This is a genomic window from Flavobacterium sp., from assembly GCF_017744675.1.
Taxonomy (GTDB): domain Bacteria; phylum Bacteroidota; class Bacteroidia; order Flavobacteriales; family Flavobacteriaceae; genus Flavobacterium.
The window spans coordinates 288772-303867 of sequence record NZ_JAGIAV010000006.1; the positions used below are offsets into that span (position 1 = coordinate 288772).

At 34.0% G+C, this 15096-nt stretch carries 11 protein-coding genes; 8 read left to right on the forward strand and 3 right to left on the reverse strand.

The genetic code is table 11. The features are described from left to right. Positions 1–52 precede the first annotated feature (52 nt). Positions 53–1126 (reverse strand): Gfo/Idh/MocA family oxidoreductase, encoded by a 1074-nt coding sequence (locus tag J7574_RS19955; RefSeq protein ID WP_290972844.1) that lies wholly within the window; start codon positions 1124–1126, stop codon positions 53–55. A 548-nt stretch (positions 1127–1674) separates the two neighbouring features. On the opposite strand from J7574_RS19955, the gene J7574_RS19960 reads away from it, so the two are divergent. From J7574_RS19960 to J7574_RS19970, 3 genes are all read left to right on the forward strand, one after another. Then, on the forward strand, positions 1675–2688 hold the full coding sequence (locus tag J7574_RS19960; RefSeq protein ID WP_290972846.1) for a zinc-binding alcohol dehydrogenase family protein: 1014 nt from the start codon (positions 1675–1677) through the stop codon (positions 2686–2688). 122 nt (positions 2689–2810) lie between these two features. Beyond that, the gene (locus J7574_RS19965) at positions 2811–3608 is read left to right on the forward strand and encodes an SDR family oxidoreductase (protein WP_290972849.1); all 798 of its coding nucleotides are present in this window, start codon (positions 2811–2813) and stop codon (positions 3606–3608) included. Positions 3609–3614: 6 nt separating this feature from the next. Continuing rightward, the gene (locus tag J7574_RS19970; protein WP_290972852.1) at positions 3615–4445 is read left to right on the forward strand and encodes an amidohydrolase; all 831 of its coding nucleotides are present in this window, start codon (positions 3615–3617) and stop codon (positions 4443–4445) included. Between the two features lie 382 nt (positions 4446–4827). Here J7574_RS19970 and J7574_RS19975 read toward each other — a convergent pair whose 3' ends face one another. Further along, positions 4828–6498 (reverse strand): glycoside hydrolase family 28 protein, encoded by a 1671-nt coding sequence (locus J7574_RS19975; protein ID WP_290972854.1) that lies wholly within the window; start codon positions 6496–6498, stop codon positions 4828–4830. A gap of 415 nt (positions 6499–6913) precedes the next feature. On the opposite strand from J7574_RS19975, the gene J7574_RS19980 reads away from it, so the two are divergent. The 4 genes from J7574_RS19980 (at position 6914) to J7574_RS19995 (ending at position 14466) form a co-directional block, all read left to right on the forward strand. Then, the gene (locus tag J7574_RS19980; protein ID WP_290972856.1) at positions 6914–9424 is read left to right on the forward strand and encodes an L-rhamnose mutarotase; all 2511 of its coding nucleotides are present in this window, start codon (positions 6914–6916) and stop codon (positions 9422–9424) included. A gap of 153 nt (positions 9425–9577) precedes the next feature. Continuing rightward, positions 9578–10642, forward strand: coding sequence for a Gfo/Idh/MocA family oxidoreductase (locus J7574_RS19985; RefSeq protein ID WP_290972859.1), 1065 nt, complete (start codon positions 9578–9580; stop codon positions 10640–10642). Further along, positions 10639–12219: a sodium:solute symporter gene (locus J7574_RS19990; RefSeq protein WP_290972862.1), complete on the forward strand. Its 1581-nt coding sequence runs from the start codon at positions 10639–10641 to the stop codon at positions 12217–12219. Before J7574_RS19985 ends, J7574_RS19990 begins: the two co-directional genes overlap by 4 nt. A 153-nt stretch (positions 12220–12372) precedes the next feature. Then, positions 12373–14466: an ATP-dependent RecD-like DNA helicase gene (locus tag J7574_RS19995; protein WP_290972865.1), complete on the forward strand. Its 2094-nt coding sequence runs from the start codon at positions 12373–12375 to the stop codon at positions 14464–14466. A 36-nt stretch (positions 14467–14502) separates the two neighbouring features. Here the strand turns inward: J7574_RS19995 and J7574_RS20000 are convergent, their stop codons facing one another. Further along, positions 14503–14709: a helix-turn-helix transcriptional regulator gene (locus J7574_RS20000; protein ID WP_290972868.1), complete on the reverse strand. Its 207-nt coding sequence runs from the start codon at positions 14707–14709 to the stop codon at positions 14503–14505. A 164-nt stretch (positions 14710–14873) separates the two neighbouring features. On the opposite strand from J7574_RS20000, the gene J7574_RS20005 reads away from it, so the two are divergent. Next, a complete protein-coding gene (locus J7574_RS20005) occupies positions 14874–15077 on the forward strand; it encodes a SymE family type I addiction module toxin (protein WP_290972869.1) in 204 nt (67 codons plus the stop codon). Positions 15078–15096: the final 19 nt, after the last annotated feature.

Consider the following 15096-nt stretch of genomic DNA (forward strand, 5'->3'; position numbering starts at 1 on the left):
TTTGGAAGAGGACTTAAATTTTGCTTTTTGGTTTTGAAATATAGTGTTTTATTTACACTTCATCAAAAGAAATACCGCCATTTTTATTGCTGATGTAGCAGGCTTCCACAACTTTCATGGTACCTAATACATCTTGCACGCTCGCAGATAATGTAGAGTCAGAACCTTCTTTAAAACGCATCAGATTAGACATTGCTCCAATAAAAGCTTCTGGAAACCAAGAACCTTCCAGTTTAACTTCTGTCCATTGGTATTCGTTTTCGCCTTCTTTTATTGGCAAAGCATATTCGAAAACATCAGGAAGTCCGTCAGGATAATTCATTAGCAAACCCATTTTTGCTTTAATGGCACCTTTTGTTCCTTCCCATTTGATGTAACTTTCTTCGTGTTTCGGACCAAAATGATGATCGTGGTTTGTATTGATTACCACATGCATATCTTCACCATAATCTAAAATAATAGTAGATCGGCTTGATGATAATTTTTTAAGCGGATGCCTAGCCGTTTTTGCCATTACACTTTTCGGATTTCCTAGAAAAGAACGAATGCAATCAATGTAATGCACACTGTGAAAAAGAATCTCCAATCTTGGATGCTCTTTAATCAGCGGAAACAATTCCCAAGGCGTATTTACAGTCACTTTAAATTCAAAATCATATAACTGACCCAAGATTCCTTTGTTAATTAAATATCGCGCAGCGCTTATAAAAGAAGCAAATCGCAACTGAAAGTTAATTGCGGCAACCAGATTTTTTCTTTCGCAGACTGCTACAATTTCGCGAGCTTGAGCCAAATCATTCCCCATTGGTTTCTGAATCAAAACCGCAGCCCCGTCAGGCAATTGTTCTAAAATTTCGATGTATTGATCTGGTAAGACCGTAATATCATAGACGGCGTTTGAGGGTGCATTTTTAACAGCTTCGGCCACATTTTCAAAAACGTGATCGATTTTAAATTCTTTCTGTAAATCGTATGCTTTTGAAATGGTTCTATTGGTAATGCCAAAAACTCTAAAACCGGCCATTTTATAAGCAGGCAAGTGGGCATCTTTTACTATACCGCTTGCCCCGATAATGATGATTGGCTGTTCTTTTTCAGGTAATAAAGGCTTATAAGGAATATTCATTTTTTTAATATTTGATGTTAATCGCTACTTTGTCAAATTTGAAACTTTTACAAAGTTTTCTACTCTATTTGTGAATAGATTTATAGCGATAGTGGGTAATATGTAATCGATTGTATTTATAAATGTAAAAAGTACAATTACAAAAGTAGGAATAAGATTGATATGAGCAAGAAATCCTCTATTTTAAAAAATATTTTTTTACATAAAATGGCAATTTGTGTCTTAAATTTTACAAAACAAATAAAAAAAGTTACAGAAGTTTAAAGTTTCACTACTTTTTTACGAAGAAAATAAAATATATCTCGGATATTAATTTTTAAAAAGTATTTTTGTAATTGTACTTTTTACATTTATTATTTTTGATACGGATTTTTTGACAGATGTTGAATTTGATGAATGAAGAACAGATCTTAACGGATAGAAAATAGCTTTTTGTTTTTGAAAAAGAGGCAAAACGAAAGCGCTTGGTAAGAAAAAACAAACTAAAAATAAAATGCATGCAAACAGAAAGTTGTAGCATATCAAAGTAAAAATTAAGAAAGTATAAGATGAAATATATTGTTTGCGAAAAACCGCAGGAATTTCTACTAAAAGAAACAAATATGCCAGAACCAAAAGAAGGTGAGGTTTTATTAAAAATTAAAAGAATTGGAATTTGTGGGACTGATATTCACGCTTTTGGCGGAACGCAGCCGTATTTTGAATACCCAAGAATTTTAGGCCACGAATTGGCTGCAGAATATGTAAAAGGGAATACCGAAGATTTTAAGCCAGGAGATAAAGTAACTTTTATTCCGTATTTCAATTGCGGAAAATGTGTTGCCTGCAGAAACGGATTGACAAATTGTTGTGTAAATATCAAAGTTTTTGGAGTGCATATCGATGGCGGAATGGCCGAATATGTTTCGATTCCAGAGCAGTATTTACTGTACGGTCAAGGTTTAGATTATGATGAATTGGCTTTGGTTGAGCCTTTGGCAATTGCAGCGCACGGAGTTAGAAGAGCGGCTGTAAAAGCTACAGATACGGTTTTGGTGATGGGAGCAGGGCCAATTGGAATTGGTTTAATTCAGTTTGCTAAAATTGCCGGAGCAAAAGTCATCGTAATGGATATCAATGATTATAGATTGAATTTCTGTAAAGAGCAACTGCAAGCAGACGAAACAATTAATCCGTTGAATGATGATGTTGCCGCAAAATTGGCTGAATTGACTAACGGCGATATGGCAAATGTGGTAATTGACGCGACTGGAAATCAGAAAGTAATGAACAGCGCCTTCAATTATATTTCGCATGGCGGAAGATTTGTTTTGGTCGGGCTTCAAAAAGGCGAATTAAGTTTCAGTCATCCTGATTTCCACAAAAGAGAATCGACCTTGATGAGTAGCCGAAATGCAACCATCGAAGATTTCGAATATGTAATGAAATGTTTGAAAGAAGGAAAAATCGATCCGAAAAAATACATTACGCACAGAACAAGTTTTTCTGAAATGATTAATGATTTTGGAAGCTTAATTGATCCTAAAAACAATGTGATCAAAGCGTTGATTGAAATTGATTAATTTGTGAAAAGTGAAAAGTAATATGTGATATGTGGCTTTTGTTTTAAAATACAAAGTGGCTCTATTTTAGATTCCGCCTTTCACATCTTACATCTCACAAATAACATCTAACATAAAAAGAAATGGATTTAAACTTAAAAAATAAAATTGTCGTTGTTTCTGGTTCGGCTGGAAAAGAAGGCAGTATCGGAGAAACGATTGTAAACAGATTAGCAGATGAAGGTGCGATTCCAGTTTTGGTAGATCGAAACGCAAGAGGTTTTGAATATGTAGAAAGACTTCAAAAAAGAGGCGTTAATTCCTTATTTGTGCAAACAGACGTAACTGATCCTGTTGCAATGGAAAGTGCTGTAAAAGTAATCGGAGCTAAATATGGAAGAATCGATGCTATAATTAATAATGTTGGTGTGAATGATGGCGCAGGATTAGATTCGAGCTACGAAGATTTCATGAATTCTTTGAAATTGAATGTGGCAAGTTATTTTCTGTTAGCTAAATATTCATTGCCCTATTTGAAAGAATCAAAAGGGAATATTCTAAATATTGGTTCAAAAGTGGCTTTGACAGGTCAAGGCGGCACTTCTGGTTACGCTGCTGCGAAAGGTGGAGTTTTGGGCCTAACAAGAGAATGGGCAGTCGATTTGATTCAGTTTGGAATTCGTTCGAATGCTATTATTATTGCCGAAAGTTATACGCCAGCTTACGAAGATTGGATTAGGACATTGCCAGACGGTCAAACGGTTTTAAATAAAATCAATAAAAGTATTCCGCTGGAAAGCAGAATGACCAAAACAGAAGAAATTGCAGATACGGCACTTTTCATCATTTCAGAAAAATCATCGCATACTACTGGACAATTTGTTTTTGTAGACGGAGGTTACGTACATTTAGACCGCGCATTAATCAGTGATGTTAACTAAGAAATTATGAGTAAAAGAATTGATTCCCATCAGCATTTTTGGAAATTTGATCCCGTTCGCGATAGCTGGATTGATGGAACGATGCAGAACATTCAGAGAGATTTTCTTCCTGAGGATTTACAGCCAATTTTAAAAGAAAATCAATTTGAAGGCTGTGTTGCAGTTCAAGCAAGCCAATCAGAAGAAGAAACAAATTTCTTATTGGATTTAGCATCTAAAAATGATTTCATAAAAGGCGTTGTCGGCTGGATAGATTTGAGAAATGAAAATATTGAAGAACGTTTGCAATTCTTTTCTAATCAAAAAAAACTGAAAGGATTTAGACACGTTGTTCAAGGCGAACTAGACGATTTTATGTTTGGAGAAGCTTTTAGAAACGGAATTCAAGCTTTAAAAACATTCGATTACACTTACGATATTTTGATTTTCGAAAGACAATTGCCAGCAGCTATCAGTTTGGTTCAGGATTTCCCGAATCAGCGATTTGTGATCGATCATATCGCAAAACCTGACATCAAATCAGGAAGCATTAATTCTTGGAAAAAAGGCATCGAAGAAATTGCAAAATACGACAATGTTTGGTGCAAGATTTCCGGAATGGTCACAGAAGCCGACTGGAAAAACTGGAAACCAGAAGATTTAAAACCATACTTAGATGTAATATTTGAAAATTTCTCAACCGATAAATTGATGTACGGATCGGATTGGCCTGTTTTAAACGTAGCTTCCGATTATAATGAAGTGGTAAAAATATTAGAAGATTATATTGCAGGATTTTCAATCGAAGACCAGAATAAGATTTGGTTTGAGAATGCGAAAACATTTTACAAGCTATAATTTTTTTTGAACCATATAAGTGATATAAGTTCATTTAATTAAATGCAAATAAAAAATCTCGCAAAGACGCCAAGTCGCAAAGTTTTAATATTTTTTGGACGTAACATTTGCGATTCGCCTTTCTAATATTAATAGGATCCTCTTTCAGCCGAAATGACAGAATTGCCGAAATTCTATCTTTTTTAAACATAGCCCACGGTTTCAACCGTGGGGACACAGGATGATTACGTTACGTACCCAAGGTTGAAACCTTGGGCTATGTTTATAAAGAATTTCGCAAAAAGAGACGCCAAGTCACAAAGAATAAAAAACTTGGCGTCTTTGCGAGAACTAATTAAGAACCGGGCTAAATTGAACTTCTATCACTTATATGGTTTAAAAATTAAAATTTAACCGCTTTCTTAGCAACATCCTTCCCAATAGTAGTAGTTTTAGATAAGCCACTTAAATCGATATTTTTACTTGCTCCGCCATCAATTGTAATTGCATTTGAAGAAGTAGGATTGAACTCAACATTCTTTAAAGAAAGATTCTGAGCGTTGTAGATTTCAAATGCATTTTTAGCCGCTATATCTAATTTTAGATTGCTGATTTTTATTCCATTTGCATCAATTATAGAAAAGCCTTTGTCTGCTTTTGCGATCAAATTGGTAATCTCGATATTTTCTAAATTCATTTCAGGAAGACCTTGCAAAAATACCGCTTGTTGAGCACCTCTAATGGTAATATTTTTGATTGAAATGTTTTTAAACTGAGGCGTTTCTTCGTTTACAGGAACTAGTTTTGTAGTTTTCGTATTTCCGCCTTCAGCCAATGTTTCTGCAATTGATTTTCCGCCATAATACAAGTCAAAAGAAATAGCTTGAGACGGAATATCAGTCATAAAAACATCTGAAATAAAGATATTTTCTACAACTCCGCCGCGTCCGCGTGTGCTTTTGAAACGAAGTCCGACATCAGTTCCCATAAAAGTACAGTTTGAAACGTGCAGGTTTTTTACACCGCCCGACATTTCGCTTCCAACAGTAACGCCGCCGTGACCATGATAAACAACATTATTTTTTACAATAATATTTTCGCACGGAACACCTCGGTCACGTCCGTCTTTATCTTTTCCAGACTTAATGCAAATCGCATCGTCGCCCACGTCAAAACTTGAATTTTCAATCACAACGTTTTTACAAGATTCAACATCAAGTCCGTCACCGTTTTGTGAAAACCACGGATTTCTAACCGTTACATTTCTAACAATTAAATCTTCAATTAATAAAGGATGAATATTCCAGGCGGGAGAATTTTGAAAAACCGGTCCGTCAAATAGTACTCTTTTGCTGTTTTGAATGCTCACCAAAACGGGACGAAGAAAATCGTGAATTGCTTCAAAATCTTCCTTTGTTTTTAAGTCAGGTCGCACATTTTGATCTGCGCCTTTTGCACCTTTCATATATTGTTCAGAAGGATACCAACTGTCTTTCTTTTCGTTTAAAACTCCACCAGAAGCTACAAATTTCTTCCATTGTTCGTCTGTCAGTTTGCTTTTCTTTACTTGTCTCCAAGCTTCGCCAGAACCATCCCAAACACCATTTCCGGTAAAAGCTATGTTTTCAAGGTTTTTACCATAAATAGGAGAGATGCATCGCCAAGTATTTAAACCTTCAAAACTGGTTTCGATAATGGGGTATAAAGTTTTATCTGTAGAAAATTTGATTAATGCACCAGTTTGGGCATGAAGTTCGATGTTGCTTTTTAAAATGATCGGACCAGTAAGCCAAATTCCAGGCGGGATAATTAATTTTCCGCCTCCTTTTTTAGAAAGCGCCTCAATTGCATCTGCAAAAGCTTTTGTATTCAAAACATAACCGCCATTTACTGCTCCAAAGTCTTTTAGATTTACTGTATTAGCAGGAATTACAGGTTCATTAACTTTTGGCATTTTGAATTCGACATTGGCATAAGTATCGTAAGATGTACTTTGAGCACTTGCATTTTGCAAACTCAGACAAAGCATAATTGCCATTCCAAGAGAAAAGAGATGTAGTCGGTTGGTTTTCATTGTTAGTAATTTTTTGGTGTCATTTTTATCTATGTGAAAAATTCTATCTCGCATAAATAATAACAGTTAAATGTAATCGATTACACAAATCTATTAAAAAATTTAAAAGATAGCCACGAATTCACGAATTTAATTTCTAAAATCTTTGCTATTATTTATTCGAATTAATTCGAATAATACTAGACAAAGTATATAAAAATAAAATTCGTGAATTGCTTCGCCTGTTCGCTATCGCTCGAGTCGTGGCGAAAAAAAAACTCAAACAGGAGGGTACAGGATACATATATCTTTATGTTCAAGTAAATTGGACGAATTATTTGGTAATAGTGTTAAAAATACATTTATGTATGAATTATAGATGCTTAAAATTAACTGCCTAATAATTTTTTACCAAAAAAAATCAAAATATTAAATAATGCGTTTGAATTCATTTACTAAAATCCTGAGCTTCTTTTTAATCCTCTGCGTTTCGTTTTCTATAAATGCTGGTGAAATATGGGTTTCTCCAAAAGGGAATGATAAAAACTCGGGGACAAAAGAAAGTCCGCTGGCAACGGTTCACATGGCGATGAGAAAAGCCAGAGAACTTCGTCGTTTAAAAGATTCTTCTATAAAAGACGGGATTCGTATCATCGTGATGAACGGAACGTATTATTTAAATGAACCTTTATTCATTAGACCTGAAGATTCTGGAACAGCAGAAAGTCCAACCACAATTGAAGCTGATGCAAATGCAAAACCAATAATCAGCGGCGGAATCGAAATCAAAAACTGGACAAAATCGACAACCGTTATCAACGGACTTAAAAAAGGTGCAGTTTGGGTGGCAGATGCTCCTAAAAAAGCCGGAAGCCTTATCGATTACAGACAATTATGGGTAAATGGTAAGAAAGCCGTAAGAGCCAAAAATACTTCCGGAACCACAATGGAACGTATTCTGTCTTGGAATCACGAAGAACAGACTTGCTGGATTCCGTTTAAAGATAAATCGGTTAAGTTCGAACCGGGAATGGAAATGTTTATTGTACAATGGTGGTCAAATGCCAACCTGCGAATCAAAAATATTGAAGTACAGAAAGACAGTGCTAAACTTTCGTTTGAAGAACCAGAAAGCCGTATTCAGAGCGAACATCCTTGGCCAGCACCGTGGATTTCTAAAAACAACGGAAATTCGGCTTATTTCTTAAACAATGCTTTTTCACTTTTAAACGAACCTGGAGAATGGTATTTGGATAAGAAGAATGCTAAGATCTATTACATTCCAAGAGCTGGAGAAGAAATTAATTCGGTTACGGTTATGGCTCCAGTTTTAGAAAATTTGGTTGAAGTAAAAGGAACAATCGATTCACCTGTGCATCATTTTAGATTTAAAGGAATTTCGTTTCAATACAGCAATTGGCTTCGTCCTTCGCAGCAAGGTCACGTGCCGTTGCAGTCAGGTTTGTATTTGTTAGATGCTTACAAATTGAAACAGCCGGGCACTCCAAATCAGGCGAATTTAGAGAATCAAGCTTGGGTAGGAAGACCTCGCGCAGCGGTTGAAGTCAATTATGCGAATAACATTCAGTTTAAATCCTGCCGTTTTGAGCATTTGGCTTCGACAGGTTTAGATTTAAATAAAGGAACAAATCACAATACTGTGAAAGGAAATTTATTTAAAGATATTGGCGGAAGTGCCATCAATGTTGGGATTTTCTCTGAAGAAGCTTTTGAAGCGCATTTGCCTTTAATCATAAAAGATGAAAGAGAAATGTGTTCTGATGAAGTGATTGCTGATAACTTAATTACCAACGTAACCAATGAAGATTGGGGAACTCTGGGAATCAGTGCTGGTTTTGTTAGAAATATTACCATTGAGCACAACGAAATTTCAGATGTATCGTACTCTGGAATCGCAATGGGCTGGGGTTGGACGCATACGCCAAATGTGATGCAGAACAATAAAATACTAGGAAATAAAATTCATCACTACGCGAAACATTTACACGATGTTTCTGGAATCTACACACTTTCCGCACAGCCAGGAAGCCGAATTGAAGAAAATTATATTGATAAAGTTTATAACAGTCCGTATGCACACGATCCGTTTTTATGGCTGTATTTGTATACCGATGAAGGAAGTGAAGGGTTTACCATTAAAAACAATTGGATTGCTGAAAAGAAAATCCTTAAAAACCATAACGGTCCAAAAGGAAATATCTGGGAATACAACGATCCTTATGTAAGCACTAAAATTAAAGATGCTGCAGGAATTAGAGCGCCTTACAAAGATCTAGAAAAAGAAGTGGTAATCGACGAAAAATGGGGATTGCAGGAAATGCCAAAACCGTATGCAATCGAATTAATCGGTTCTGATTTTGATATCGAAAAAATCAAATCGACTTTAGTTGGATTTAGAATCGTGGGTCAGGAATTGTACCAATGGAAAAATCATTTGGTGATTTACGGAAAAATGAATCAGCCGGAAAGAACAAAGCGAAAACTGGCGAGTGCTTTTCCTTCTTTAGAAATAAAAATCTATGAAGATCTGGTTTACGATTTCCAAAACTTCGAAAGATGCAAAGATTCAAAACCAGCCTCAGATTGGGAAAATGTGGTTTTAACAGCGAATCTACCTGCTGATGAAAAACTGCAAAAGGAATACGTAGAATATCACAAAACGCAATTCGAGAAATGGCCAGAAGTAGCAAAAGGTTTCTGTAATGCCGATTTCCAACAATTGCAAGTCTTTAAAAAAGACCGTCAGTTAATCTTGGTCATCAGTATTCCGAAAGGGGAGAATCTGGATAAACTAAATCCGAAAACAACACAAAACAATCCTCGTGTAGACGATTGGAATGCCTTAATGAAAAAATACCAAAGCGGAATCGATGGTACAAAACCAGACGAAACTTGGATTTTCTTGAATAAAGTAGAAACAAAATAAAAGAGATAGCCACGAATTCACGAATTATTTTTTTTACAATCTAAACGGAATATTAATTCGAATTATTCGAAAAAATAATCGCAAAGATTTTCAAAAAATAATTCGTGAATTCGTGGCGAAAAAAAAACTATCAAAAACCTAAAATAACAACCAATGTTAAAAATAGCCATTCTGGGACTTGGAGAAGGACGAAGCACCATGTCGGCGGCTTTAGAAAGTTCAAAATTAGAACTTGTAAAAGTGTGCGACAGAAATGAAGAAATCTGCAAGCAGAGAGCAAAGGAATTCGATTTTCATTCGTACACTACCAATTACGATGATTTACTAAACGACGATTCAATTGACATTATCGCAATTTATACACCAGACCATTTGCACGCACAGCACGTAAAACAAGCATTATTGCATGGAAAACACGTCGTTTGTACAAAACCGTTTATCGATGATCTTTCTGATGCTAAAGAATTGTTAGAACTAAGCAAATCGACAGGAAAAAAAGTTTTCATTGGACAAAGTTCCCGTTTCTTCGAACCAGCAAAAAGACAAAGAGCCGATTATGAAGCTGGATTAATTGGAGATTTAATTACCATTGAAGCCCAATATCACGCTGATCATAGATGGTTTTTAAAGAAAGAATGGTCTTTATTGCAGTCCTTTAAATGGCTTTATGGAGGTTTGAGCCATCCTGTAGATTTCATCAGATGGTATCTGCCAAACATTCAAGAAGTAATGGGTTACGGAATGATCAGCGCTAACGGACAATCGGCTGGATTGAAAAATGAAGATACTATGCATTTTATCTTCAAAGCAACTGACGGAAGAATTGCACGAGTAAGTGGTGTTTATACTTCGCCAACTCAGCCAGCGCAACGTGACAGCGGCATGAGTACCATTTTAAGAGCAACAGAAGGAGCAAGCCAAGCCGATTATCACGAATTGCGTTATGCAGTTACGGATAAAACGGGTGAAGAAAAAGTGATTACTTGGGGCGATAGCACTTTAAAATATTATTTCCGTTTTGAAGGACAAAGTCATCACGGCGGAGAATACCAGAATTATTTAGAATATTTTGTAGACAGTATCGAACAGAATTTCGAAGCGTATCCAAATATGGAAGAGGGAATTGGAACCGTAGCTTTATTGCAAGCAATGGACAAATCGCTGCAAACTGGAATGCCGGTTAAAATTGCCGATATTCTTAACGAATACGGGCTATGAACAGTATCTACAATAAATTAACGACACTTGATTTTGTAATTGTGGCTGGTTATTTGGTCGCATTATTAATCATTGGTTATGTGGTAAGTGTCAAGCAGAGAAAGAAAAACGAAACGCTTTTCCTAGCTGGAAATTCATTAAACTGGTACAGCATTGGGTTTAATATGTGGGGGACAAATGTTGGTCCGTCTTCTTTATTAGCCTTTGCCAGTATTGGTTATGTAACGGGAATTGTAGCAGGAAATTTCGAATGGTACGCTTTTGTTTTTTTACTGCTTTTGGCGATGGTTTTTGCACCACGTTATATTGCGAGTAAAGTAAGCACCATGCCCGAATATATGGGAAAACGCTATGGCGACAGTACCCAAAACATTTTGGCTTGGTATGCTTTGGTAAAAATTCTGGTAAGCTGGTTGTCTTTAGGATTATTCAGCGGAGGCGTTTTAGTGCGTCAGATTTTGGGAATTCCGATGTGGCAGAGCGTTACCGTTTTAGTGATTTTCTCTGGAGTTTTCACTTTTGCTGGAGGATTAAAAGCAATTGCTAAAGTCAATGTTTTTCAAATGATTCTGCTGATTGTAGTTTCATTAACGCTTTCATATTTAGGATTGCAGAAAGTGGGCGGAATCGAAGCTTTAGCAGCAAAAACACCATCTAATTTTTGGAATTTAGTTCGCCCTTTTGATGATGCTCATTATCCGTGGCCTGCCATTTTATTAGGATATCCCGTTGCTGCAGTTGCTTTTTTCTGTACCGATCAATCGATGGTGCAGAGTGTTTTAGGAGCGAAAAACTTAGAACAGGGACAACTTGGAGTGAACTTTATCGGATGGCTGAAAGTGATGGCGCTTCCGTTATTTATTTTACCTGGAATTTTGTGCTACGCTTTATATCCAGAATTAGGAAGCAACTCCGATTTGGCTTATATGACAATGGTTACAAACCTTTTCCCAAGCGGAATGAACGGTTTGGTAATTTGCGTTATGATTGCCGTTTTGGTAGGAACAATTGGTTCTTCGCTGAATGCTTTAAGCACCGTTTTCACGAATGATATTTATGTAAAGAAAATCAACCAGACAGCGACTATTAAAGATCAAATTAGAATTGGGCGTTTAACGATTGCTGCAGGTTGCGTATTTGCGATTTTGATTGCCGTTGCAATTGACAATATCAAAGGACAGAATTTATTCAACATTTTTCAGGCGGTTTTAGGTTTTCTGGCGCCTTCGTTATCTGTTGTCTTCCTTTTGAGTGTTTTCTGGAAAAGCACTACTAAAAAAGCGGTTAATGCAACACTTTCTTGGGGTTCTGCTTTTAGTTTATTTGTTGGTGTCTTATATCTGTGGATTTTCCCAGCCGATAAATATCCAGTTTGGCCTCACTTTTTATTGATTTCGTTTTACATTTTTGCGGTGCTTTTAATTGCTGCAGTTATTATTTCTTTAGTGGATAAAAATCCTGAGGTTAATGTTTCAGATGAAACGGATATTCCTAAAACTAGTAAGAAAGTGAAGTTGTTGTTTGGATTGTTGGGGTTGGTGATTTTGGCTTTGTATTTGATTTTTAATGGGAATTAGAATTTAAAATTTCATATAAATTATTTGAACGCTTTCTCTTAAAGGAAGCGTTTTTTTATATATTTATAAATGATTAAAATGTATGCAATTTTGTATGTATACAAAGATATTAAATAGTAGTGATAAGCATTGAGGAATTTTTTAAAATAAGAAATGATAACAATTGAAAACTTAGAATTAGACGAGGATAATATAGAGTTTAATTATGCTTATGATTTTGTAAAGCATACAGATAAACTTGTTTATTTGACTGGAAAAGCTGGAACAGGAAAAACAACTTTTTTAAAATCATTAAAAGATAACACATCTAAAAAGGCTGTTATATTAGCTCCAACTGGAGTTGCAGCAATAAATGCTGGAGGGCAAACAATTCATTCTTTTTTTCATTTGCCTTTTGGACCATTTGTACCTAATGATAAAAGATTAAGATTGAATAAAGAATTTGACGATTTGGATAGCACAACGATTTATAATACTTTTAAATACAATGATGATAAAAAAACTATTATAGAAAAACTTGAACTTCTCATTATTGATGAAATTTCAATGGTAAGATGCGATACACTTGATGTCATTGATAGAATATTAAGAGTTTTTAGAAAAAAGAGATTTTTACCATTTGGAGGTGTGCAGGTTATCTTGATTGGCGATACATTTCAGCTTCCTCCGATTGCAGATTTTGAGCAGTGGCAAATTTTAAAAAATTATTATGACAGTCCTTTCTTTTTTAGCTCAAAAGTTGTTGTTGAAAATAGGCCAGTTTATATTGAGCTTAAAAAAATCTATCGACAAAAAGAGCAAGAGTTTATTGAATTATTAAATAAAATAAGAGTAAATCAAATAAATGAATTTGAGCTTAATGAATTAAATAAAAAGTATAATCCAACTTTTTCATCGAATGGAATCGATAATCATATAATTCTTTCAACGACAAATGCTCAAGTAAATCAAACTAATGCTACAAAATTACATGAATTAGAGACTGAAGCTAAATTTTTTGAAGGAGAAGTTATTGGAATTTTTCCAAAAGATAGTAAGGGAAATTTTGTATTACCTACAGAACAAAACTTGCATTTGAAAATTGATGCTCAAGTGATGATTTTGAAAAATGACTCTGGAGATCTTAAAAGATATTTTAATGGAAAAATTGGAAAAATTTCATCACTTGAAGAGAATAGAATAATTGTTGAATTTGCTGATCAAAGTAAGGTGCAAATTGAAAAAAAATCTTGGAATAATATACAATATATTTGGAATAAAGAAAAGAGAATAATTGAAGAAAAAATAATAGGAACTTTTACACAATATCCTTTAAGATTAGCTTGGGCTATAACTGTACACAAAAGTCAAGGGCTAACATTTGATCGGGTTTATGCTGATTTAGGTTCTGCATTTGAAGATGGTCAAGTTTATGTTGCTTTGAGTCGTTGTACTTCATTTAGTGGTCTTGTCTTAAAATCACAAATTCCAAGAAATAAAATAAAAACAAACAGCAAAGTTCTTGAATTTGCTAAAACTGAAACACCTAATACTTTAATAGTTGAAGAACTGAATTCTGGTAAAGCAGATTATTTTTATAGAAAAATCAGGGAAGATATTAAAATATCAAATTTTCATGAAGTATATAATAATTTTATTAAAGCCCTAAGGTTTAGAAATGATATTGAAACAGATATTTTTAGAAAGTACTTTATTACAACTGCCAATAAGTTCGTTTCATACAAATCAAAACAAGAACGATTTTGCATTGATCTTAAAGATATAAAATCAAAAAATAAAGAAATTAAATCAAAGTTGTTTATCAATGAAAATGAAAACATTGAATTAAAAAATAAAATCGAAGAACAGAACAGAGGATTGAAAATTTTGTTAGACAAAATTAACGATTACGAAATAATAATTAAAAATGAATTAGAGAAAAGTAAATATTTAAATAGTGATATTGTACAGTTAAAAATTGAAGTAGATTCAAGTAAGACTGAAAATTTGACTTTTAAAGAGAAAATACGACATTTAGAAAATAAAAAAAATGAATTAAAAAGGATTAAAGAAACTAAAATATTAGAAATAAAATCTTTAAGTATTGATAATGTTAAGCTTGAAAGTAAGGTATTGCACTTTGAAAATGAAATTGTAGAACTTAAAACCAAACTAAATATTTTAGAAGATAATAACCGAATAATGAAAAATGAGATCGAAAGACAAAAAAAAATTAAATGGTATCATAAATTAATGGGAAATGAATGATTATTAAATTTTTATGACCTAACTAAAAGACTTTTCTTATTTCGTAGAAACCAACAACTCCCGAATATCAACCTTCAAATATTTAGAAATCTCATAAAGTGTTTCAATAGAAGGTTGAGCTTCATTTGTACACCAGCGCGAAACAGTAGACACCGTTTTACCTAAATGATTGGCTAAATCTTTACTTTTTCTATTGTTTTCAATTAAAACAATCTTTATTCTATTTAACTTCGGTTTCGACACAATGTTAATTTATTGCTATTTCATGCAAATATCTTATAATTTAAATATAATAAAAAATGATATTATAAATACTAAAAATTGCCCTAAAACAATAATTTATAGTCTTATAAATATTATTTATATTAAAATTCCTACTATATTTGCTTTTTGAAATAAATAATAAAATGAAACAATCAGCAAAAAGACAATTAAAAATTCATAGAAAATACATTTCAAGATCATATAGTCGTTATGTTATATTTCCTGAAATTCGTCTTTGCGGAAAATGGCTTCAGGAACTTGGTTTTAATTGCGGGAATTCTGTTACGGTTGAGCAGGAAAAGAATAAAATTGTTATCACATTAAATAATGAAATTGATATAAAGTAATTTTTAAAATAAAGATATC

Coding starts and splice junctions, on each gene's coding strand:
- J7574_RS19970 (WP_290972852.1), top strand. CDS start 3,615: ATGAGTAAAAGAATTGATTCCCATCAGCATTTTTGGAAATTTGATCCC.
- J7574_RS19980 (WP_290972856.1), top strand. CDS start 6,914: ATGCGTTTGAATTCATTTACTAAAATCCTGAGCTTCTTTTTAATCCTC.
- J7574_RS19995 (WP_290972865.1), top strand. CDS start 12,373: ATGATAACAATTGAAAACTTAGAATTAGACGAGGATAATATAGAGTTT.
- J7574_RS20005 (WP_290972869.1), top strand. CDS start 14,874: ATGAAACAATCAGCAAAAAGACAATTAAAAATTCATAGAAAATACATT.
- J7574_RS19965 (WP_290972849.1), top strand. CDS start 2,811: ATGGATTTAAACTTAAAAAATAAAATTGTCGTTGTTTCTGGTTCGGCT.
- J7574_RS19990 (WP_290972862.1), top strand. CDS start 10,639: ATGAACAGTATCTACAATAAATTAACGACACTTGATTTTGTAATTGTG.
- J7574_RS19955 (WP_290972844.1), bottom strand. CDS start 1,126: ATGAATATTCCTTATAAGCCTTTATTACCTGAAAAAGAACAGCCAATC.
- J7574_RS19975 (WP_290972854.1), bottom strand. CDS start 6,498: ATGAAAACCAACCGACTACATCTCTTTTCTCTTGGAATGGCAATTATG.
- J7574_RS19960 (WP_290972846.1), top strand. CDS start 1,675: ATGAAATATATTGTTTGCGAAAAACCGCAGGAATTTCTACTAAAAGAA.
- J7574_RS19985 (WP_290972859.1), top strand. CDS start 9,578: ATGTTAAAAATAGCCATTCTGGGACTTGGAGAAGGACGAAGCACCATG.